16 protein-coding genes are annotated in these 21307 nt (G+C 58.3%); 11 read left to right on the forward strand and 5 right to left on the reverse strand.

Going from position 1 to position 21307, the window contains the following annotated elements; genetic code table 11:
* The first annotated feature begins 17 nt into the window (after positions 1-17).
* Together CKW23_RS16250 and CKW23_RS16255 are read left to right on the forward strand one after the other, a co-directional pair.
* On the forward strand, positions 18-1046 hold the full coding sequence (locus CKW23_RS16250; RefSeq protein ID WP_038400415.1) for a TauD/TfdA family dioxygenase: 1029 nt from the start codon (positions 18-20) through the stop codon (positions 1044-1046).
* Between the two features lie 160 nt (positions 1047-1206).
* The gene (locus CKW23_RS16255; RefSeq protein ID WP_025260242.1) at positions 1207-2901 is read left to right on the forward strand and encodes a cyclic peptide export ABC transporter; all 1695 of its coding nucleotides are present in this window, start codon (positions 1207-1209) and stop codon (positions 2899-2901) included.
* A 68-nt stretch (positions 2902-2969) separates the two neighbouring features.
* On the opposite strand, the gene CKW23_RS16260 is transcribed toward CKW23_RS16255, so the two are convergent.
* A complete protein-coding gene (locus CKW23_RS16260) occupies positions 2970-3905 on the reverse strand; it encodes a magnesium transporter CorA family protein (protein ID WP_025260241.1) in 936 nt (311 codons plus the stop codon).
* A gap of 26 nt (positions 3906-3931) precedes the next feature.
* Complete coding sequence (locus CKW23_RS16265) at positions 3932-5488, reverse strand: RimK family protein (protein ID WP_236249409.1); 1557 nt, start codon at positions 5486-5488, stop codon at positions 3932-3934.
* 117 nt (positions 5489-5605) lie between these two features.
* On the opposite strand from CKW23_RS16265, the gene CKW23_RS16270 reads away from it, so the two are divergent.
* Positions 5606-6694, forward strand: a complete 1089-nt coding sequence (locus CKW23_RS16270) for a GNAT family N-acetyltransferase/peptidase C39 family protein (RefSeq protein ID WP_025260239.1) — start codon at positions 5606-5608, stop codon at positions 6692-6694.
* A gap of 506 nt (positions 6695-7200) precedes the next feature.
* On the opposite strand, the gene CKW23_RS16275 is transcribed toward CKW23_RS16270, so the two are convergent.
* On the reverse strand, positions 7201-8112 hold the full coding sequence (locus tag CKW23_RS16275) for an AraC family transcriptional regulator (protein ID WP_025260237.1): 912 nt from the start codon (positions 8110-8112) through the stop codon (positions 7201-7203).
* A gap of 103 nt (positions 8113-8215) precedes the next feature.
* On the opposite strand from CKW23_RS16275, the gene CKW23_RS16280 reads away from it, so the two are divergent.
* From CKW23_RS16280 to CKW23_RS16300, 5 genes are read left to right on the forward strand one after another with little or no spacing between them, the layout of a single operon-like run.
* Entirely contained in the window at positions 8216-8776 is a 561-nt protein-coding gene (locus CKW23_RS16280) for a carboxymuconolactone decarboxylase family protein (protein WP_025260236.1), read from the forward strand.
* A 22-nt stretch (positions 8777-8798) separates the two neighbouring features.
* Complete coding sequence (locus tag CKW23_RS16285) at positions 8799-9869, forward strand: acyl-CoA dehydrogenase family protein (protein WP_025260235.1); 1071 nt, start codon at positions 8799-8801, stop codon at positions 9867-9869.
* Positions 9866-10711, forward strand: coding sequence for an ABC transporter ATP-binding protein (locus tag CKW23_RS16290; protein WP_025260234.1), 846 nt, complete (start codon positions 9866-9868; stop codon positions 10709-10711). Before CKW23_RS16285 ends, CKW23_RS16290 begins: the two co-directional genes overlap by 4 nt.
* Positions 10677-11876 carry an ABC transporter substrate-binding protein gene (locus CKW23_RS16295; RefSeq protein WP_025260233.1) on the forward strand — a complete coding sequence of 400 codons (1200 nt, stop codon included), beginning with the start codon at positions 10677-10679 and terminating at the stop codon, positions 11874-11876. The genes CKW23_RS16290 and CKW23_RS16295 overlap by 35 nt, the downstream gene beginning before the upstream one ends.
* 5 nt (positions 11877-11881) lie before the next feature.
* Positions 11882-12637: an ABC transporter permease gene (locus tag CKW23_RS16300; RefSeq protein WP_038400412.1), complete on the forward strand. Its 756-nt coding sequence runs from the start codon at positions 11882-11884 to the stop codon at positions 12635-12637.
* A gap of 40 nt (positions 12638-12677) precedes the next feature.
* On the opposite strand, the gene CKW23_RS16305 is transcribed toward CKW23_RS16300, so the two are convergent.
* Both CKW23_RS16305 and CKW23_RS16310 read right to left on the reverse strand, forming a co-directional pair.
* Positions 12678-13502, reverse strand: coding sequence for a class I SAM-dependent methyltransferase (locus CKW23_RS16305; protein WP_025260231.1), 825 nt, complete (start codon positions 13500-13502; stop codon positions 12678-12680).
* A 231-nt stretch (positions 13503-13733) separates the two neighbouring features.
* Entirely contained in the window at positions 13734-15758 is a 2025-nt protein-coding gene (locus tag CKW23_RS16310) for a TonB-dependent receptor domain-containing protein (protein WP_236249410.1), read from the reverse strand.
* Positions 15759-16356: 598 nt separating this feature from the next.
* Between CKW23_RS16310 and CKW23_RS16315 the strand changes: the two genes are divergently transcribed.
* Genes CKW23_RS16315 through CKW23_RS16325 form a run of 3 tightly spaced genes read left to right on the forward strand, consistent with a single transcriptional unit; the run spans position 16357 to position 21199 of the window.
* Positions 16357-18468 carry a TonB-dependent receptor domain-containing protein gene (locus CKW23_RS16315; protein ID WP_025260229.1) on the forward strand — a complete coding sequence of 704 codons (2112 nt, stop codon included), beginning with the start codon at positions 16357-16359 and terminating at the stop codon, positions 18466-18468.
* A 31-nt stretch (positions 18469-18499) separates the two neighbouring features.
* Positions 18500-19765, forward strand: a complete 1266-nt coding sequence (locus CKW23_RS16320; RefSeq protein WP_025260228.1) for an acyl-CoA dehydrogenase family protein — start codon at positions 18500-18502, stop codon at positions 19763-19765.
* 21 nt (positions 19766-19786) lie between these two features.
* Positions 19787-21199, forward strand: a complete 1413-nt coding sequence (locus tag CKW23_RS16325) for an LLM class flavin-dependent oxidoreductase (RefSeq protein ID WP_025260227.1) — start codon at positions 19787-19789, stop codon at positions 21197-21199.
* The last annotated feature ends 108 nt before the right edge of the window (positions 21200-21307 follow it).

A 21307-nucleotide genomic window follows, 5' to 3' on the forward strand; every position in this document is an offset into this window, starting at 1 on the left:
TCGATTTGCCTGCTGGTATGCAGCCGAAAACTATCGAGTCATTGCGCTGGCCCGACAGCCACGGTGACAAAAAGGTGCGCCTGTCGCTGCTGGATCCCGCCAGCAGCCTGCCAGTGGTGATAGAGCCTGCCGAAGCCGGGCTGGAACCGCTGGCCTGGGCCGCAGAAAACCGTGAAAGCATCGAAGCACTGTTGTGCCGACACGGAGCGATTCTGTTTCGGGGTTTCGGCCTGGATAGCGTGCCCCTGTTCGAGAGTTTTGCCGAAGCATTGTCACCGGGCTTGCACGGCGGGTATGGCGATCTGCCGAAGAAGGAGGGCGGTCGCAATGTGTATCGCTCCACGCCTTATCCCGAGCGGGAAATGATCCTCTATCACAACGAAAGCTCACACCTGGAAAGCTGGCCACGCAAGCAGTGGTTCTACTGTGAGCTGCCCTCGAAAGTGGGTGGCGCCACACCGCTGGTGGACATTCGCCAGATGCTGCTGCAACTGCCTGGCGAAGTGGTCGAGAAGTTCGAGCGCAAGGCGTTGCGTTACATCCGTACCTTTACCTCGGGCGTAGAACCCAGCTGGCAGAGCTTCTTCGGCACCGACAAGCCCGAAGTGGCAGAGGCCCGCTGTCGCGAACAAGGTACGGCGTTCGAGTGGCTGGATGCCGACACCCTGCAGATTCACACCCATTGCCCAGCGGTCATTCATCACCCTGTCACCGGCCAGGCGGCCTTTTTCAATCAGGTCCAGTTGCATCACCCGTTCTGCCTGGGTGAGGAAATGCGTGAAGACCTGTTCGACATGTTTGGTGAAGACCGCCTGCCGCGCATGGTCAGCTACGGCGATGGCACCCCGATTGAGGATGACGTCATGGCGCTGGTCGGCGAGGCCTATGAGGCTTGTGCTGTGCGGTTCCAGTGGCAGAAGGGTGACCTGATCATGCTGGACAACATGCTCGCGGCACATGCCCGTGACCCCTATGAAGAGCCGCGGCTCATCGCTGTGGCCATGGGTGAGATGACCACGCGGGACGCTGTCTGGCCGAGCAAATGATTGGCGCTTGTACTCGGAGTCCGGGACAGCCGCGAGCTGACGCGTCCGTACACTGGCTGTCCTGATCTTTCACTGTTTTTCCCGAACGTGCTGGCGCCCATGCGTCAGCGATTGGTAATCGGTACTGCCATCTGGCCCGTCCATCCAAGGATATTGAGCAATGAGCAACGAGCAAGAGAAAAAGCCCAGTCCGGGTTCGATCATGCGCCTGTTATGGCGCAGCCATCCCTGGCTGACCCTCTTTACCCTGGTGACCGGTGTCATCAGCGGGGTCGCTTCGATTGCAGTGGTCAACGTGATCAACCAGGCCATCCACATGGAAGGCTCGCGGACCCATGTGTTGTACTGGTTTATCGGCCTGAGCGCCGTCGCGTTCATCTTTCGCAATGCTGCGGCGTTCTTTCCGGCTTATGCAAGCATGCACATCATGACCCGGCTGCGCATCGCGCTGTGCCGCAAGATTCTGCGCACGCCTCTTGAAGAAGTGGACAAACGCGGCCCGGCCAATGTGCTGACCATGCTCACCAATGACATTCCCCAGCTCAATACCACCCTGGTCGTGATGCCTACGGTGCTGGTGGAAACCACGGTGTTTCTGTTTGGTATCGCTTACCTGGCCTACCTGTCCTGGGTGGTGTTTGCGGTGACGTTGTCACTGATGTTCATGGGCGTGGTGCTTTATCTGTATTTCTTCAGCAGTGGCGTGAAGGTGTCGAGCCGGGTGCGTGACGAATTCACCTCGTTCAACGAATACACCCATGCGCTGGTATTCGGTCTCAAGGAACTGAAGCTCAACCGCATCCGCCGTAACTGGTTCAGTCGCTCGGCCATCGACGCTTCCTCGACCCGAGTGGCGCGTTTCAATTTTATCGAGCGGGTCTGGTTCACGGCCGGTGACAACGTGGGGCAACTCACCCTGTCGATACTGCTGGGCTGTTTGCTGTTCGCCGCGCCGAAAGTGGCAGCCCTGGACCCCTCCGTGCTCACAGCCAGCATTCTGGCCGTGCTCTATATCATGGGGCCGCTTTCTCTGCTGGTGACCGCCATGCCGATTCTGGCCCAAGGGCGTGTGGCAAGCAGCCGGCTGGCGGACTTCGGCTTTAGTATCAATGACAAGCACCCACAGGTTGTGGAAGCGGACGTGCCCAAATTGCTGCACTTCCCGCAGAAAGCCTGGAATACCATCTCGCTCAAGGGCATAAAGATGGATTACCAGAATGCCGATGCAGGTTCGGGCTTTGCCCTGGGGCCTGTTGACCTGGATATTCATGCCGGAGAGCTCATCTATATCGTCGGCGGCAACGGGTGTGGCAAAAGCACCCTGGCCAAAGTGCTGTGCGGCCTCTACATCCCGCGCCAGGGCCAGGTACAGCGCGACGGTGTAGACGTTACCGACAAGAATCGGAGCGATTATCGAGACATGTTCTCGGCGGTGTTCTCTGACTTCCACCTGTTCAACCGCCTGATCGGTCCTGACGAGAAGGAAGCGAGTACTGCGCTGGCGCAAAAATACCTGACAACTCTGGGGCTGGCGGACAAGATCAAGATCGAAGGGCACGGTTATTCGACGCTGAAGGCACTTTCCTATGGCCAGCAGAAGCGCCTGGCGCTGGTCTGTGCTTACCTGGAAGACCGACCGGTCTACGTCCTCGATGAATGGGCTGCGGATCAGGACCCACCCTTCAAGCGATTCTTCTACGAGGAACTGCTGCCTGACCTGAAACGCCGTGGCAAGACGATCCTGATCATCACCCACGACGATCAGTACTTCCAGCTGGCTGACCGCATCATCAAGCTGTCCGACGGCCAGATCGCTTCCGATGTTCACTGCGGTATTCGCGACAAGCAGGCCTGAGGCTTGCGACTCTTTGGCCCCGCCTGATGGCGGGGCTTTTTTCTACCGGGTACAACCTGTGGCTGTCGTCAGGTGCCGCTGCGAAAGAACGATTTTCTGAGCACTACCACCATCAACAGGCTCAGAAGCAGCATGCCCACAATCAGTGCCGGGAATGATATCCACCACGGGAAACCCGCCGTGATCATGCTGAACTCAGACATGCCTCCGATACCGGCGATCAGGTTCAGCGGCAGGAATACCACATTGACCACGGTCAGGTTGCGCAGTATCGAGTTCATGTTGTTGTTTGCCATGTTGCCTCGGGCGTCCATGAGCGTGGCGAACACGGTGGAATAGATTCTGGCCTGTTTGTAACACTGATCGTTCTCGATTATCAGGTCGTCCAGCAACGCGATGAAATGAGCGGGAAACCCCTGTTTCTCGGCGTGATTGTGCAAGCGTTCAAGGACCGCGCCATTGCTCTGAATCGCGTTGATGTAATAGATCAGGCTTTCACTGAGATTGAACATGTGCAGCAGGTGCTGATTGTTCAGAGACGTGTCGAACTTCTTGTGCAGTTCTCGGGCGATCAGCTTGATCACCCGCAAGTGTCCCAGATAGTGGTGCACGCTGTTGAACAGCAAATCGATCAGGATATCGAGCGGGTTTTTCAAGGGGCGATGGGTGCCCCCTGCACTGAGCAGTGAATTCCCCGCAGAAATCACCACCAGGCTCTCGGGTGAGAGCATCAAACCGAAGGACGACACCTCGAACGTCATGGCCGCTGTGCCCGAATAGCTTTCCGGCCGCTTCCAGATCAGAAAGAGCTGACCATCATGGAATTCGATTCTGGACACCTCGTCAGGGTCCAGCGCCGAATCCAGCATATGGGCGTCGACCTTGAAGGTGCGATGCAGAAAATCCCGCTCCTGCGCTGTAGGGTCCGTGCATAACAATAGCGGCGCATCCTCGGCCGTTGTTGCGTGTAGCGCCCCGGCATCGAGGCTATAGCTTTCAATCATTCTGGCGTCTCTACTGCAAAGGTTGATTAACCATGGGCCTGATGCTTGAGCTCTAGACGACGGACGAACTCCTCCAGTATCCGGTCGTATAGCTGGTCCTGAATGCAGGCATCCTCGATCCCGGCATCCAGGTTGGGGTTATCGTTTACCTCGATGACCACCAGACGCTTGTCGGTTTGCTTGAGGTCGACGCCATAGAGTCCGTCGCCGATCAGACTGGCGGCGTCCACGGCCAGCTTGACCACATCCGGGGGTACGTCTTCGATGGGGACTGTTTCGCACAGGCCATTGACTTCGCTGCCTTGAGCCTTGTGGTTATAGATTTGCCAGTGCCCTTTGGACATGAAGTACAGGCAGGCATAGAGAGGCTGACGGTTGAGCACGCCGATACGCCAGTCGAACTCGGTGTAGAGGTATTCCTGAGCCAGCAGCAATACCGAATGCTCGAAGAGTTCGGCTGCCGCTTTGGCGAGTTCGGCCTGGTTTTCTACCTTGATCACGCCACGGGAGAAACAGCCGTCCGGGATTTTCAGTACCACAGGAAACCCCAGGCGTTCGCCCACCTGTTCCAGATCGTGTAGTCGATCGCGATAAAGGATCTCGGTCGCGGGCATGCCCAGATTGTGTTTGTTGAGCAGGTCTGTGAGGAAAACCTTGTTGGTGCAGCGCAGGATCGAAGCCGAGTCGTCCATGACCACCAGGCCTTCGCTCTCGGCTTTCTTGGCGAAACGATACGTGTGGTTGGCCACGCTGGTGGTTTCACGGATGAACAGTGCGTCGTATTCGGCCAGCCGCGCATAGTCTTTCTTTTCGATCAGCTCCACATCAATGCCAAGGCGCTGACCTGCATCGACGAAACGCTGAAGGGCCAGAGGATTGGAAGGTGCCAGGGCCTCTGCCGGGTCATGGAGAATGGCCAGGTCATAACGGGATTGGCGTTGTGAAACAGGCTGACGCCAGATGCGCCGATTGAAGGTGTCCAGCGCATGGGCAAAATCGTGTTGCTGTTCCTCCCGCAGCTTGTGCAGGGCTCCTACCTTGATTCCGGCGATATGCCAACGCTGGTTCTTGATGAACTCCACTTGCAGGATGGGTGCGGGAAAGGTGTCGAACAGCTGTTGTGCCAGACCTTGCAACGCTATCAGGTCGGTTTTGCCGAAATGAAAACTCAGCGTAAACCCTTCGGTTTCGCCATAGGGGTGATCGGCGATGGCGTTATCCAGTACGCGGTCCAGGTCTTCAAGTGCCAGGCCGTAGAGCGAGCGCTTTGTCAGTTCGCTGATGGTCTTGACCGAGGGGATGACTTTATGGCCCCGTGCTTCTGCCAATAACGAGCAGTAGTAACCGTGCCCAAGGTATTTATAGTTGCGGCACAGGTTGATGACTTGAACTTGCCCGCCGGGGTTTTTATAGCGTTTGTCTTCAAGGTATTCCTGGGCGGTTACTATACTTTCGCTGGGTAAATAATCGAGCCAGTCGTCACGGCGCTCGACAATAACCAGTAACTTGCTAGGGGCAAACAGTGCGGTCGGGGTTTCTTTCGTTGAAGGTAGATTGAACTCGACCTTTGGTAATATTTCCATTACGTTTGAATACACCGAAACCATGATAAAGGGGGCCTTTGCCGTGTAAGTGTTTTCTATAAAACATGTTTTGAGCAGGTCTGTCCTTTGTCGTTACGCTTTATTTACGGTAAAACCATGAATGTTAACTACCGCTTTGCTGTCGCCGAAGATATTCCGGCTCTTGAACTTCTGGAGAATCAATGTTTCGAGCAGGATCGACTGTCCCGACGCAACTTTCTGTGGATGATTCAGCGTGCCCACGCCCGGTTATTGGTCGCCGAAGACGATCAGGGCCTGATGGGGTATGCACTGGTGCTCTTTCATCGCGGCACCTCGTTGGCAAGGCTGTATTCACTGGCGATTGACAGCCGGGCCAGGGGAGCGGGTCTTGGACTGGCACTGCTTCAGCAGTCAGAGCAACTGGCCATTGAGCACGAGTGCGCGCACCTGCGTCTTGAGGTCCGCCCCGACAACCCGGCAGCTATCCGTCTCTACGAGCGTGCGGGTTACCGGCTCTTTGCCGAAGTGGACGATTATTATCAGGACCATGCCCGTGCGCTACGTTATGAGAAGCGTATCGTTTTGCCGGTTGCAGGCAGCGTCATGGCGGTTCCGTATTACTCCCAGACAACCGAATTTACCTGTGGCGCGGCGTCATTGCTCATGGCCATGAAGGCCCTCAATCCGGATCGAACCTTTTCCCGGGACGAGGAAATTCAACTGTGGCGCGAAGCCACGACTATTTTCATGACCTCCGGTCACGGCGGTTGCAGCCCCCATGGCCTCGCACTGGCTGCCTGGCGACGCGGGTTCGATGTACGGCTGCAAGTGAGTCGCACAGGGCCGCTGTTTCTGGATGGCGTACGTCGCGAGGACAAGAAGTCGGTCATGCGCCTGGTGCATGACGCATTTTGCCGGGAGCTGCAAGCCAGCGGGGTACAACAATCCCGGTCTGGCCGCCTGGACCTGCCACGGATTTTCACCGAGGGCGGCGTCCCCATCGTCCTGATCAGCAGCTACCGGCTGACACGCTCCAAGGCCCCGCATTGGGTGGTCATAACGGGCTGTGATGAAGACTTCGTGTACCTGCATGATCCCGATCTGGACCATGGTCGATACCGTCAGCGCCTGGACTGCCAACACGTTCCCTTGACGCATCAGGAGTTCGAGCGGATGAGCGTATTTGGCAAAGATAAAGTCAGGGCCGCATTAGTGCTGTTTTGAATGTCTGGCGATATAGAAATGGACACAGGCGCATCCTTATCAACGGTGCGCCTGTCACGTATCAGGACGTTTCGCTTTTGATTTAGCGTGGTTTGTTCTTTTTGGAGTAACGTGCGCCAAGAAATTCAAAAAGGAACGAAGCAAATCCAAAGAGCCCGATCATTATGATGATCATGAAGCCCAGGTCCGAGTTTTCCATTATTGATCTCCCCGCAGAATGTGAAGCCTGGAGGGTAATGCAAGGACGGGGGATAGCAATTATCTATACGGAGTCTTTACGGGAGTGTGGTGTTTTATTCGTCAAAAGATATACGGGGGTAAGCAGGCGTTATAGGCGTAATGCCGATCAGTTAAGGTACAAGCAAAACGTTTGGAAGGCAGCTTGCTGGCGAAAAAGGCCTGTGAAACCGGCAGATATTCTGCGCCTGTACACTGAAGTCGCCAGCAAGCGGCCTCTCACAAAGTGATTTATGAGCTTAACTGATCGGCATTACACGACATCCCCCTCAACCCCCCTCATGCTGCCTGCGATAAGCCCCCGGCTGTACCCCGATCGCTTTATTGAATGCCCGGGTAAACGCCGCAGTCGATTGATACCCCACGGCAGTCGCCACTTGCTCAACCGTCTTGTTCGCCTTGAGGAGCTGACAAGCGTGGCGCATGCGCAGGGCGAGCAGGACCTGGCCCGGTGACTGGCCGGCCAGTTCGTTGAAGCGTTTGAAAAAGGCCGAGCGTGAAAGGCCGGTGCAGGCGGCCATGCTTTCCAGGCCCCAGGATTGCTCCGGGTGTTCGATCATTTTTGCCAGCAGGCCTGCAAACGCCGGGTTTCTGGCCAGTGCAACCATGCCGCCCAGTGCCGGGTTGTCGGCAACGTGCTGACGGAGCACATACAGAAACAGCAGGTGGCTGAGGCGTTCGAGGATTGACGAGGAGGGTGCCGGTAGCCGCTGGCATTCCTGCAGGATCAGCTGGAACAGGCTGCGAGCGGCATCGGAGGACGGTTCGTCAGCGCGCAGTATCAGCCAGTCGGGCAGGGCTTCGATCAGCAGTGACGACAGGCCTGACTGGAAATGGAAAAAACCGCAGACCAGCCCGACGCCATCGGCTGCACTGCTGTTGAGGGCCTGCATCTCTATACGCGGCTGGCGGCGGGCGTCTTCGGGTTGTGCCTCGTTCGACAGCCGATAGTCCAGGTCGCGCAGCAGAAACACCGCATCGCCTGTGTCGAGCCGTTTTGGCTGTTCATGCCCTTCGATATGCAGCCAGCAATTGCCCTGAACCACTAGATGGAAACTGGCCCGCGCCATGCCATGGGTACTGGCATGCCAGCCGCCGCAGTAGCGACCCACGTGGAAGAGGTTGGCATCCAGCTCAAGGCTTTCTAATAACCAATCGATAACAGGACTTGATGAAATCATCTAAGGGAAACACTCAGGAGCAAGTAATTGCGACTTTAGAATATGGATTGAAATTCTTATAACCAACAGACTGGGACCCATCTTGTATCAAGGAGTCCACTCCATGTCTCGTGTCACTGTTCACTCCGTGCAAAGCGCTCCCGAAGCGGCCAGGCCCTTTCTGGAAAAGGCCCAGGCGACTTCCGGATTCATTCCTAACCTGCTTGGCGTGCTGGCCAATGCACCTGCGGCGCTGGAAACCTACCTCACCGTTTCGGGGCTCAACGCCAAGGCTGAGCTAAGTCTGGCCGAAAGGGAAGTCGTACAACTGATTGCTGCCACGACACATGAATGCAGTTTTTGTGTGGCAGGCCATACCGCAGTGGCGCTCAACAAGGCGAAGCTGCCAAGGGAAGTCGTCGATGCCCTGCGTGAACGTGGCGAGTTGCCTGAGGAAAAGCTCGAAACACTGGCTGACTTTACCCGCGCCGTCATTGCGACTCGCGGCAATGTCAGCGACAGCACTTATGAAGCGTTCCTGGCCGCCGGTTATAGCCAGGGTCATGCGCTGGAAGTGATTCTGGGTGTCAGCCTGGCGACCTTGTGCAATTTTGCCAATGTCTTTGCCAGAACACCGCTCAACCCTGAACTGGCCCAGTACCAGTGGCAAGGTCCTGAACATTAATACGCGGCACGGGAGAAACATCATGCTCGACTCCGAATCAGGCCGATGGCTGGACACACATGCCACTGCGCTTGACCTTGGCAGCCTGGACCCGGAACAGGTGCTGGCGCAACTGGTGGCCGGAGATGTGCTGGGTGTGGGGATTGATGCGGCTCAAGGGGGCAGAGGCGGTGACCTGAGCGATGCGGTGGAAGCGGTTGCAGAAGTCGCCGGTCATTCCTTGGCCGCGGCTTTCGTGTTGTGGGGCCAGCGGGCTTTTATCGAGTATTTGCTGCACAGCCCCAATGCGGCATTGCGTCAGCGTCTGTTGCCGGATTTGCTCAGTGGTGGTCTGGCGGGAGCCACCGGCCTTTCCAATGCCATGAAGTTTCTGTCGGGCATCGAGACGTTGCAGGTCAGTGCCCGTGAACAGGCTGGCAACTGGCAATTGAACGGCCGCCTGCATTGGGTCACCAACCTGCGCAAAAGCGGGTTTGTGGTGGCTGCTGCCATTGAGCATGAACAGGGCGGCAAGCCGTTTATCCTGGCGATTCCGCAATCGGTCAGCGGTTTGCAACGCACGGACGATCTGCAATTGATGGGGTTACAGTCGACCAACACGGCGGCCCTGGATTTCAAGGATGTCCAGTTGAGCAACGACTGGCTGCTGCATGGCGATGCCAGGCAGTTTCTGCCAGCAGTGCGGCCGGCGTTTCTGGGGTTGCAATGCGGGATGTCGATTGGTCTGGCACGACGTGCCCTCAAGGAAGTCGACAGTCATTTGCAGGGTTCACGTTCGGTATTGCGTGGCGAGCTGGACGAATACCGGCTCCATTTGGAGAGCGCGGTGAGTGATCTCAAGCGCGGCTTGCTCGACGGCCGTTTCCTGACCCAGCCCGCTGCCTTGTTTCGCTTGCGCATTGCCTTGGCCGAGTCTGCCGCCAATGCCGTGCAACTGGAGCTTCAGGCCAGCGGCGGCAAGGCTTTCCTGTGTGAATACGGCAGCGCTTTTGCACGGCGCTGGCGCGAGTCGGCCTTTTTGCCGATTGTCACGCCAAGCCTGGTACAGCTACGTGCCGAGCTGCGCCGACACGCCGGGGAAAACGCCGCATGAGCCGACTCCTGTTGCAGGCTTCAGCCATCGTCCTGGGGTACGAACGGGACAATGGCTGGCAAAACGTGCTGGAGAACTTTGACCTGCAACTGGCCAAGGGCGAGATCGTGTCCATTCTTGGGCCGAGCGGGGTCGGCAAGTCGAGCCTGTTGCGCGTACTGGCCGGTTTGCAGGTCCCTCGCGAAGGCACGGTGAGCCTGCTTGGCGAACCGCTGCAAGGTCCTCATCCACGAGTGGCGGTGGCTTTTCAGGACCCCAGCCTGTTGCCGTGGCTGAACCTTGAAAAGAACGTCGCCTTCGGTCTGGACTTTGCCCGTCAGCCGCAACTGACAGACAGCGAGCGTCAGGGGCGTATCGATCAGGCCATTGGCGAAGTCGGCCTGGAGCACGCTCGCAGCTATTACCCGGCGCAGCTTTCCGGTGGCATGGCGCAACGTACAGCATTGGCACGCTGCCTGGCACGCCAGCCACAAGTTTTACTGCTGGATGAGCCCTTCGGTGCGCTGGATGAAGTCACCCGTACCGACATGCAACAACTGTTGCTCAGGGTGATCGCCCGGCATGGCACCGCAGCGTTGCTGATTACCCATGACATAGATGAAGCGCTGCTGCTTTCCGACCGCATCCTGCTACTGGGCAACACCCCGGCGCGGGTTCTCGGCGAGTGGCGTATCCAGTTGCCTCAGCCTCGTGCCGAACTGGTAGATGAACTGGGCGCTCTGCGTATCGATATTCTCAAAACCCTTCGGCGGGCGAGCCGCAATCCGCAACGTCACCCTCAATCGCTGGATTTGCCGGAGAATGGCCATGTGCCTGGACGATTTCACTCACACACGTCGTGACTTTCTGAAACTCAGCGCCATGCTGACCGCAGCCGGTGCCTTGCCGTTGCTCAACAGCCTGGAAGCGAGGGCGGCTGCTGAGCCGGATGCCCCCGTTCGCATTGGTTACTTGCCTATTACCGACGCCACGCCGTTGCTGGTGGCTCACAACAATGGCCTGTTCGAGGCCCAAGGCGTCAAGGCCGAACGTCCCGTGCTGCTGCGCAGTTGGGCGCAGGTGATCGAGGCCTTCATTTCCGGTCAGGTCAACGTCATTCACCTGTTATCGCCAATGACCGTCTGGGCACGTTATGGCAGCAAAGTCCCGGCCAAGGTGGTTGCCTGGAACCATGTGGGTGGTTCGGGCCTGACCGTTGCGCCGCAGATCAACGAGGTTCGACAACTGGGCGGGCAGACGGTGGCCATTCCGTTCTGGTACTCGGTGCATAACGTGGTGTTGCAGAACCTGCTGCGCGACAACGGCCTGGTGCCGGTGAGCAAGGCGGCCACTGCCACACTGGCCGCCAACGAAGTGAACCTGATCGTGCTACCGCCTTCCGATATGCCGCCAGCCCTGGCGAGCAAGCGGATTGCCGGTTACATCGTCGCCGAACCGTTCAATGCCCTGGCCGAAGACCTCAAGGTCGGGCGCATCCAGCGCTTTACCGGCGACCTTTGGCGCAATCACGCCTGCTGCGTGGTGTTCATGCACGAGCATGATTTGAACAACCGCCCGGAGTGGTCGCAAAAAGTGGTCAACGCCATCGTTCAGGCTCAGGCCTGGACCCGGGATAACCGAGCCGAAGCGGCGAAGCTGCTCTCCAAGGACGGCGCCAACCGCTACACGCCGCATGCGCAATCGGTGCTGGACCGGGTGCTTGCGCCACAGGCCAGCGAGCGACAGGGTTATCTGGCCAGCGGTGCCATCCAGCATACGCAGTGGGACGAACATCGCATCGACTTCCAGCCTTATCCGTTCCCTAGCTATACGGAAGAACTGGTGCGTCGCCTCAAGGACACCCTGATCGAAGGCGACAAGGGTTTTCTCGCTAATCTCGATCCAAAGTTTGCAGCACGGGACCTGGTGGACGACCGCTTTGTGCGCAACAGCATCGAGGCCAGTGGCGGCCTGAAAACCTTCGGGCTGGCGAATAACTTCGAGCGTACCGAGGAGTTCGGCTTTTGAGCGAGGTGAAACGTTCAACCACCGGGCATGCGCTTTTAGGCCTGTCCGGTCTGTTATGCCTGCTTGCACTCTGGTGGCTGGGCGTCAGCGTCTTTGGTGAAACGGGTGGTCTGTCAGAGCGATTTTCGCCGGAGTCGACCTTTGCCAGCCTGTGGGAATTGCTCGGGCGGGCTGAGCTGTACGAACACATAGGGGTGAGCCTCAAGCGTATTTTCGTCGGGCTGCTGCTGGCGCTGCTGATCGGTGTCCCGCTGGGCTTGCTGATTGGCGGCTCCCGGACGCTGGAAGCGGCAACCAATCCGGCCTTTCAACTGCTGCGCATGATTTCGCCGCTGTCGTGGATGCCGGTGGTGGTGATGCTGATGGGCGTTGGCGACCAGCCGATCTACTTCCTGCTGACCTTTGCCGCCGTCTGGCCGATCCTGCTCAATACCGTGGCAGGTGTACGCCAGCTTGATCCACGCTGGCTGCAACTGAGCCGAAGCCTCAGCGCCACGCGATGGGAAACCCTGCGCAGGATCATCATTCCAGGCATTCTGGGGCACGTACTGACCGGCACCCGATTGTCCATCGGCATCCTGTGGGTCGTGCTGGTGCCTTGTGAAATGCTCGGTGTCAGCGCCGGGTTGGGCTACTTCATCCTCGATACCCGTGATCGACTGGCGTATTCGGAGCTGATGGCCATGGTGCTGATTATTGGCGTGCTGGGGTTCATGCTGGATGCGGCGGCGCGGGGGCTGCATCGACGGTGGGCGCATTGAGGGGGCAGCCCACCTTGTGTGAGGGGGCTTGCCTGCGACGCTATTTTTCCGGCTTCACAAACCTCAACGTAAACCTGTCCGACTCGCCAATCGCCACATACCTGGCCTTGTCCTGCTCACCCAGTTTCAGCGCTGGCGGCAGTGTCCAGACGCCCGCAGGGTAATCCTTGGTGTCTTTCGGGTTGGCGTTGACCTCGCTTTGCGCTTCCAGCGTGAAACCCGCATCGGTAGCGAGTTTTACGACGTAATCGGTGGGCAGGTAGCCGCTTTTCTTGATGCTTTCCAGGTCGGTGCCGTCTTTGGCGCGGTGGTCGACCACACCCAGCACTCCGCCCGGTTTCAGGACCTTGAAGAAGGCCGCGAATGTTTGCGGTGCATCATCGGCAAGTACCCAGTTATGCACGTTGCGGAACGTCAGGACCCGGTCGGCCGAGGCGGGTTTGCCGAAGACGGGTGTCTTTGGATCGAACTCGATGAATTCCGCTTTGCCGTAGCGCTCTGGATCGGCCTTGAATTTCTGCTTCAGACTGTCGGCAGCTTTCTTGTAATAGTCACCCGAGGAGGGCGCTTGCAGGGCTGCAATGTAATGCCCGTGTTCCTTGAGCAAGGGCGCAAGAATCTCGCTGTACCAACCGCCACCGGGCGTGATTTCGATCACGATCTGGTTGCTCTGCAAACCGAAGAACTTCAAGGTTTCCTGCGGGTGACGATGGCTGTCGCGCACACTGTTCTGTTTGGCTCGCCATGAACCTTCCAGCACGCTCTTGTACTGCGTATCGCTGATCGAGGTATCGGGTGCAGCCGCCTGGCTGAAGGATGAAGCGAGAAGGGTGGAAAAGCCTAAAGCAAAAATCCTGGCGTTCATGATCGTCCTTAAAATGCGTCTATGACCGGTATCGACTGTAATGGCAGATCGGTCTGGAAAATTAGACTTTGTGGCGCTAAGGATAGAACCGGGCGGGTTGTACGGGCTGCGTCTTCACGCAGCCGGTGTAGGACCGGATTCATCCGGGAAGACATTCTTCCTGATCCAGGAGATGCAGTGGATTTACAGGCCGCTTCCCGGATAAATCCGGTCCTACAGGTGGCATCAGTCTTAATACCTCACTTCAAACCCCACATAAGCCCCGATTCCATCCCCCGGATACAGCGACGCCGTATCGGCCCCGGCCACGTTGTACTGCGGCGTCACTGCCGAGACATAGGCCTTGTTCGCCAGATTCTTGAGATCCAGTGAAACTTTCCAGTCGCCCTTGGGTGCTTCGTAGCCGATGTTTGCTCCCCAAATGGTGTATGAGGGCGCATAGAAGGTATTGGCGTAATCCACTGCGGTGCGCGAGGCTGATTGTACGTTCACACCGGTGTAAACGCCGCCGTGATGCCGGTACTGCAACTCGCCCTGGTAAACATGGCTCGGGATGCCGGGCAACGAGTTGTCGCCGAACGCTTCGTCGTTGCGGTAGTGGAAGTCGTTCCAGGTGTACACCTGACGCCAGCGTAACTGGTCACCCTGAGGGTTTTCCCAGAGCCGGGTATTGAGGCCCGCTTCCACGCCCTGGTGAATGGTCGGTGAGGCATTGAAGGCCCCGGTCACTGCTGCGGAGGTCGAGGTTGCGGCGATGAACTGGACGTTCAGCAGCTCATCATGAATCCATGAGCGATACAGCGCCAGGCTGCCGTCGAAGATCCCGGACGAGCCCTTGATGCCCACCTCGAAGGTATTGGCTTTCTGTTCTACCAACGTGCGGATATAAGGCGTGGTCGGGCCGGAGCCTGAGTACTCCCACGAAGCCGGTGGATCGATGGAGCGGCTGAAGTTGGCGAATACCTGCAGTTGCGGGTTGAGTTCATAACGCAGGCCGATGCGCGGGGCGATGCTCCAGTTGTCGTAGTCCTCGTGAGTGGCGAAAGTCGTGGTGTTGGGATTGACCGCCTGATCGATATTGACCTTGCGCCGCACATTGATGAATGACACGCCGCTGGTGAGCCACAGGCGATCGATCAGGTTGAGGTCATTGCCCAGGGAGATGACCCGGTCGGAGGAGTCCTTGTAGTTGACCTGCTTGAGCGGAACCTTCGATGCCGTCGTCGAATTGACCTCTCCACGCAGATGTTGGGTGGAGGTAAAGGCAATGGAGCTGCGGCTTTCATGGCCAAACCAGCTATCGATGCGCTCGTAGCTTGCAAGCAGGTTCAGGTCATGCCAGTCCCAGTAACTGGGGTTGCTCGGGCTGTTCGGATTATTGTTGTGGGCATAGTCGTGATAGGCGAAGCCCAGGGTCAGGCGTGCATCGTCGTCGAAGGTGTAGAGGGTTTTGCTGCCCAGCCACAGGCTGCCGGGCCTGCGGCTGCCAGCGCCACTGGATTCGGCCGTGGCACTGGCGTGTCTGGGGTTGTGCTTGATTGCATCCAGGGTGGTGGCGCTGGGGTCGTCGTGGAACTCGTCGCGGTAGCGCAGCATCAGGCGGGTTTCCAGTTTCGGGCTGAAACGATAACCCAGGTTGGCAACCACGCCGGAGCTCTTGGACAGGCTGTAGTCGCGATAGCCTTCATTGCGGTAATTGTCGACGTTCAGGTAGTAGTCCAGCGGGCCTTCCACACCGCCGACACTTAGCGTCTGCTTCTGGTAACCGTAGCTGCCGACCTCTGCGCGCAAGCGCAGGCCCGGTGCGGTATAGCCGCTGTGGTTGACGAAGTTCACCGCGCCACCCAGGGTCAATGCGCCGTACTGAAAGGCGTTGGCACCGCGCAATATCTCGGTGTAATTCACGCCCGAGGCATTGAGGAATTCATAGGGTGTGCCTCCTGGCCCTGTGATCGGCAGGCCGTCGAACAAGAACTTGATGCCTTCACGAAAGTAACCGGGCGAGGTGTTGGCACCGGAGCCCCGGATGGAGATTTTCGCCGCGTCGTTACCGCCAGTGGATTGCACAAACACGCCGGGCTGATAGCCAAGGGTGTCCTGCAGGTTGGCGGTGCGGCCTCTTGCTACTTCTTCGCTGTCGACCACGCTGGTGCCGCCGGGTACTTCGGCTAGCTGGCTCCTGGCGTTTTCGGCTTCAGACTGGCGGCTTCCCTGGACGGTGACGGTGCTCAGCGTTGAGTCTGCGGCACAAGTCATGGTTGGAATCATCAAGGCGCATCCCAGCCCCATTGTGAAAGAGGCGTGGCGGATGGCCAGACGCAATCGGTCCTGTTGTATAGCGTGCAATTTATGTCTCCCAAGTTCGTCGTTAAAAGGTATCGGCGTTCTATGGGCATAGTCAGGCCAGTCTTGGGCCTTGAGCAGGTTCTGTGCCAGATGTTAGATGCCCGTAAAGTTGGTGTTTGGACGTAGGTGTTGATAAAGAAGTGATTAAAAATCGTAAAGTTTGTCGGTGGGCTGTTGCAGGGTAAACAGTAGTGGTTATATGCATATTACGGATTGTTAGCGTGTATGAATTGCATCTGTTTACAGCGAAAACCCCGCTACGCCTTTTGATTCAGAGCCTTCGCAGGTTTTTCATGCTTCAGAGCCGATCAACTGTTTGCAGCGCAACATCAATCAGTCAGTTTGTACGGTTGTTCAACTTGTTAAAAGGTGTCTGTATAGAGAAAAACCACTATTAAATTGCTGGCACGACATCTGCACTGTGAACTTTCATAACGGTTGGCGCTGTTCAAAGTCGGTCAAGTAGTGGCCATTTGAATATCGGCCTGTCAATTAAGGAGTACTTGCCGTGCAGGCGATAAAACGAAAAAGCGGACGTTATTTACCCCATCTGAGCAGCGCCGCCAGCGTGCCGATTCTGCTGGCCTTGCTCGGCCCGTTTGCCCAGGCGGCCGATGAATCGGGTAGTACGACGCTGGGCAAAGTGACGGTTACCGGCACTGCCGCAAGCGAGGCGCAGAAGGACCGCAAGCGCTTGCAGAAGGTGGCCGGCAATACCGCAGTGGTCGATAACCGTCAGGTCGAGCAGGGCAAGGCAGGCAGTGCCGAGGATGTGCTTGCCCTGCAACCGGGAGTGTTCGCCCAGGCCACCAGTGGCAGCGGTGCCAACAAGATTTCCATCCGTGGCTCCGGCCTGAATACCTTCTATCAAGGTTATGTGCTGGGGACCAAGTTCCTCTTCGACGGTCTGCCGATCACTGGCCCCGGTGGAACCCAGGAAGACTTCCTGGACATGCAGGCCGTGGATCACACTGAAGTGCTGTATGGCGCCAATGCTTCGGAATATGCAGCCCTGTCGCTGGGCGGTGCGATCAATTTCGTCAGCAAGACCGGGCGTACCGATCCGGGTAATTACGCCCGTTTCGAGGTCGGCAGCTACGGTTATCGCAAGCAGCAGTTGAGCACTGGCGGCGTGGTCGGTGACAGCGATTACTACATCAATATCCAGCACAACGAGCGTGACGGTTATCAGGACCATGCCTCCAACGAGGCCCGTGGTCTGGCGGCCAACTTCGGGCATGTGTTCAGCCCGAAACTGGAGACGCGCTTTTTCCTCAAGTACCGGGAAGAGGACCTCATCAACGGCAATACCCTGACTCGCCAGCAGCTCAAACACGACCCGCGCAGCAACCTTGTACCCACCGGACGCCGCAAGGACGGCACCACGTTTCTGGCCAACAAGACCACTTACACTTTCGACGATGGTGGCAAGCTTGAAGTGGGGGCGGCCTACAACAATTACCCATTGCTCAACGGCTGGCGCTACGCCGTTGAGCCACAGGACTGGCGTTCCAAGGATATAAACCTGACCCTGCGCTATTTCCGTACCGGCGACAGCTTTTTCGGCTTACCCAGCGACAGCAGCATCATCTTCAGTAACACGCGGGCCTATCTGGCCGACGTCAAATCCCACAGCGCCAGCACCGGCACCCAATTGCAGGAAACCAACTACACCGGCTCCCGGGACACGGTGCTGAGTTTTGGCAATGAGTTGCAACTGACTGACCGGCTATGGCTGTCTTCGGGGGTGTCGTTCATCACGATCAAACGCAAGGCCGAGATCGAGTACAGCACCCGCATCAACACCAGTGAATTTCCCGACAGTGTCGAATACACCGAGAACGACATCGCGCCACGTATCGGCCTGCGCTATCAACTGACGCCGGATTTCCAGGTGTTCGGCAATGTCAGCCGCAGCATCGATCCGCCGGTGACCTGGCAACTGGGCAGCACCGGCAACCCTTATCTGTTCGATGCCAGGCCGCAGAAGGCGACCACTTTCGAGGTGGGCATTCGCGGCAGCAAGGGTATTTTCGATGGCAGCCTGACTCTTTACCGTTCCTGGGTTCAGAAAGAGCTGTTGACCGTCGTGGTGCAGCAAGCCACTGCGACTCAGGATCAGCTCACCGCCACGTCTAATGCCAGCCCGACCATTCACCAGGGCATTGAGGCCGGCTTGAGCGCGCTGCTCTGGTCGGGTGCCAACGGCGACACCCTTGACCTGCGTCAGGCCTACACCCTCAACGATTTCCACTACCGCCACGACGACACCTTTGGCGACAACGAGCTGCCCAGCCTGCCACGTCATGTCTATCAGGCCGAACTTGCCTATCGCCAGCAAAGCGGCTTTTACGCCTCGCTCAACCTGCGTGCCGCGTCGAGTTACTACGTCGACTACGCCAATAGCTGGCAGGCACCGTCCTACGTGCTCTGGGGAGCCAAGGTCGGCTATCAGGCACCGAGCAAGAAGTGGGAGGTCTTCGCCGACCTGCGCAACCTCACTGACGAGCGTTACGCCACTGCCGCCAATACGGCCTACAACGCCAATGGCCAGGACTCGGCGAATTTCTATCCGGGTGACGCTTTCTCGGTGACGACCGGGGTGGCGTTCCGGTTCTGAACGCCGTTATCCATGAATGCAAGGAACTGCCATGAGTCATGAGTCTGAACTGCCTATTACCGATGCTGAACTGGAAGCGCGCTTCGCGCCGATCATTGCGCGGATTGCCGCGGGCGCCGTAGAGCGCGAGCAGCAACGCCAGCTGGCCCATGAGCCGGTTGGCTGGCTACGTGAGGCCGGGTTCGGCGCGTTGCGGGTTCCGCGCCGATATGGCGGGTGGGGCGCAAGCCTGCCACAACTGTTGCACTGGCTGGTGCGTCTGGGGGAAGCCGACTCCAACCTGCCGCAAATCCTGCGGGCGCACCTGGGTTTTGTCGAAGGACGGCTGTCATCCCGTGAAACCAGCTCCCAGGCCTACTGGTTCGCCAAGGTGGCCGCAGGCGAGTTGTGGGGCGCTGCGATGGCTGAACGCAACGACAGCTCCAGCAACACCGTAGCCTTGCAAGCGCGAGTGCCTGGAGATGCCAGCGCGGGTTATCACCTGGACGGGCAAAAGTACTACTGCACCGGCACGCTCTATGCCGACTGGGTGGCAGCCATCGCCAATGAGGGTGATGACGTTGTCAGCCTGTCTGTGCCGACCAGGGCGCAGGGCGTCGAGGTGCTGGATGACTGGGACGGTTTTGGCCAGCGCCTGACCGGCAGCGGCACCACACGCTTTAATGCCGTTGAGGTGCCAGCAGAGCACATTCTGCGCCGCTTCAAGAAAGGCGAACTGCGCGCCGAGTCCTACCTGACGGCTTTTTATCAGACCGTGCACTTGGCAACCCTGGCCGGTATCGCACGTGGCGTGCTGGCCGATGCCGTGGATTTCGTGCAGGGCCGCACACGAGCCTTCGGCATTCCTGGTCAGTCCCGACCGGTCGACGATCCGCTGGTGCAGCGGGTCATCGGTCGCCTGTCGAGCCTGGCCTTTGCAGCTCAGGCACAGGTCACCGCCATCGGCCACAGCCTGCAAGCCGTGTACGAGGCCGAACAGGCAGGTGTGGTTGTCGAGCAGCTTTATACCGAAGCGGAAGTACAGACCTATCAGGCCCAGCAGATTGTTCTGGCCCAGGTGCTGGAAGCCAGCACGTTGCTGTTTGAAGTCGGAGGGGCCTCGGCCACCAGCACCCGGCGCAATTTCGACCGGCACTGGCGTAACACACGCACCCTGGCTTCCCACAACCCGGCGATCTACCGCGAGCAGGCGCTGGGCAATTACTACCTCAACGGTGTCAGCCCGACAGCGGCCTGGCGAGCATTGCATGCCAAGGCTGATGGGCAGGGCGCTGTCGACGAAGCCAGCGCGGTCTGAACGCCATTCAAGGAGAGCGCTATGCCCAAACAATTGCACGTCAACCTGTTCGAGATGAACTGCGTCAGCCATATCACTCATGGCATGTGGGTTCACCCGGACAATAACCGCCATCGCTTCAACGATCTGGACTACTGGACCGAACTGGCTCAACTCTTGGAATACGGCACTTTCGACGGGGTGTTTCTGGCCGACGTGGTGGGGGTTTACGATCGCTTTCGCAATGGCCCGGAAACTGCCCTTCGCGAAGGTTTGCAGGTGCCCAGCAACGATCCGATGCTGCTGGTCCCGGCCATGGCAGCGGTAACCCGTGAGCTGGGTTTCGGCGTGACCTTTTCCACCACCTACGAGCCGCCGTTCAGTTTTGCCCGTCGCATGAGCACCCTGGATCACCTGACTAAGGGCCGGGTTGGCTGGAATATCGTCACGTCCTACCTGCCCAACGCTGCCCGTAACTTCGGGCTGGATCAGGAAGTGCCCCACGACCATCGCTACGAGATCGCCGACGAATACCTCGACGTGCTCTACAAGCTGTGGGAAGGCTCTTGGGACGACGATGCGGTGATTCAGGACCGTGAGCAGCGCATCTACACCGATCCGGCCAAGGTGCGTTATATCAACCATGTCGGTGAACACTTCAAGGTCGCCGGCCCGCACCTGTGCCAGCCGTCGCGCCAGCGCACGCCGGTGCTGTTCCAGGCCACGGGTTCTGCGGCAGGTTCGGCTTTCGCGGGGCGACATGCCGAAGTGGTGTTTACCGGCGGCATCACCCACGAAGACGTGCGGCGCAATATCACCACCATGCGCCGCAACACCGAGGAGCAGGGCCGTGATCCGGCGGGCATCAAGTTCATTGTTCAGGCGGGGGTGATCGTCGGGCGCACCGATGCAGAAGTGTCGGCCAAGCTCGACAGCTATCGACGCCTGATCAGCGCCGACGGCGGTATGGCCCACGCCCAGATGGGCATAGACCTGAAGGCGTATCCACCCCATGAGCGACTGTCCAGCATCATCAAGCGCGGCGATATCGGCTGGGGCTCGCTCAACCGTTTTGACCCGGATACCACGGTGGGTGAAATGCTTGGCAGTTTTTCCGGGCTGCAAGAGGATCGCTACTTTGTCGCTGGAACTCCGCAAGTCGTCGCCGACGAGATCGAGCGCTGGCTGGATGTGGATGGTATCGACGGCATCAACCTGCGCCAGTACCTGTCGTTCGAGACTGCCCGGGATTTCATCGACCTGGTGGTGCCTGAACTGCGGCGGCGCGGTCGTTTTCGTGAGCGCTACACCCCCGGCGAAACCTTGCGCGAGCGGCTGTTCGGAGCAGGGCAGGCGCGCTTGCCAAACAACCATCCGGCAGCGCGCTACCGCGACCCGGCAGCATTGAGTCAGCCCTTGCAGCCGCTGCGCTTTGCGGCGGCAGAACCGTCATGAACCCACAGTCCGCGGCTGTTGCAACAGCAACAGCCCATGGACATTTTGTTGGTCATTCACCACTGGACTTTGTTTTTAAGTCAATTAATTCAATGGTTTGAGAGTCGG

The sequence above is a fragment of the Pseudomonas sp. Irchel 3A18 genome, assembly GCF_900187465.1.
Taxonomy (GTDB): Bacteria; Pseudomonadota; Gammaproteobacteria; order Pseudomonadales; family Pseudomonadaceae; genus Aquipseudomonas; species Aquipseudomonas cichorii.

What these genes read in the sequence shown, in the direction of transcription:
- CKW23_RS16250 (WP_038400415.1), top strand. Translation starts at nt 18, where the DNA reads ATGCAGCCGAAAACTATCGAGTCATTGCGCTGGCCCGACAGCCACGGT.
- CKW23_RS16255 (WP_025260242.1), top strand. Translation starts at nt 1,207, where the DNA reads ATGAGCAACGAGCAAGAGAAAAAGCCCAGTCCGGGTTCGATCATGCGC.
- CKW23_RS16260 (WP_025260241.1), bottom strand. Translation starts at nt 3,905, where the DNA reads ATGATTGAAAGCTATAGCCTCGATGCCGGGGCGCTACACGCAACAACG.
- CKW23_RS16265 (WP_236249409.1), bottom strand. Translation starts at nt 5,488, where the DNA reads ATGGAAATATTACCAAAGGTCGAGTTCAATCTACCTTCAACGAAAGAA.
- CKW23_RS16270 (WP_025260239.1), top strand. Translation starts at nt 5,606, where the DNA reads ATGAATGTTAACTACCGCTTTGCTGTCGCCGAAGATATTCCGGCTCTT.
- CKW23_RS16275 (WP_025260237.1), bottom strand. Translation starts at nt 8,112, where the DNA reads ATGATTTCATCAAGTCCTGTTATCGATTGGTTATTAGAAAGCCTTGAG.
- CKW23_RS16280 (WP_025260236.1), top strand. Translation starts at nt 8,216, where the DNA reads ATGTCTCGTGTCACTGTTCACTCCGTGCAAAGCGCTCCCGAAGCGGCC.
- CKW23_RS16285 (WP_025260235.1), top strand. Translation starts at nt 8,799, where the DNA reads ATGCTCGACTCCGAATCAGGCCGATGGCTGGACACACATGCCACTGCG.
- CKW23_RS16290 (WP_025260234.1), top strand. Translation starts at nt 9,866, where the DNA reads ATGAGCCGACTCCTGTTGCAGGCTTCAGCCATCGTCCTGGGGTACGAA.
- CKW23_RS16295 (WP_025260233.1), top strand. Translation starts at nt 10,677, where the DNA reads ATGTGCCTGGACGATTTCACTCACACACGTCGTGACTTTCTGAAACTC.
- CKW23_RS16305 (WP_025260231.1), bottom strand. Translation starts at nt 13,502, where the DNA reads ATGAACGCCAGGATTTTTGCTTTAGGCTTTTCCACCCTTCTCGCTTCA.
- CKW23_RS16310 (WP_236249410.1), bottom strand. Translation starts at nt 15,758, where the DNA reads ATGACTTGTGCCGCAGACTCAACGCTGAGCACCGTCACCGTCCAGGGA.
- CKW23_RS16320 (WP_025260228.1), top strand. Translation starts at nt 18,500, where the DNA reads ATGAGTCATGAGTCTGAACTGCCTATTACCGATGCTGAACTGGAAGCG.
- CKW23_RS16325 (WP_025260227.1), top strand. Translation starts at nt 19,787, where the DNA reads ATGCCCAAACAATTGCACGTCAACCTGTTCGAGATGAACTGCGTCAGC.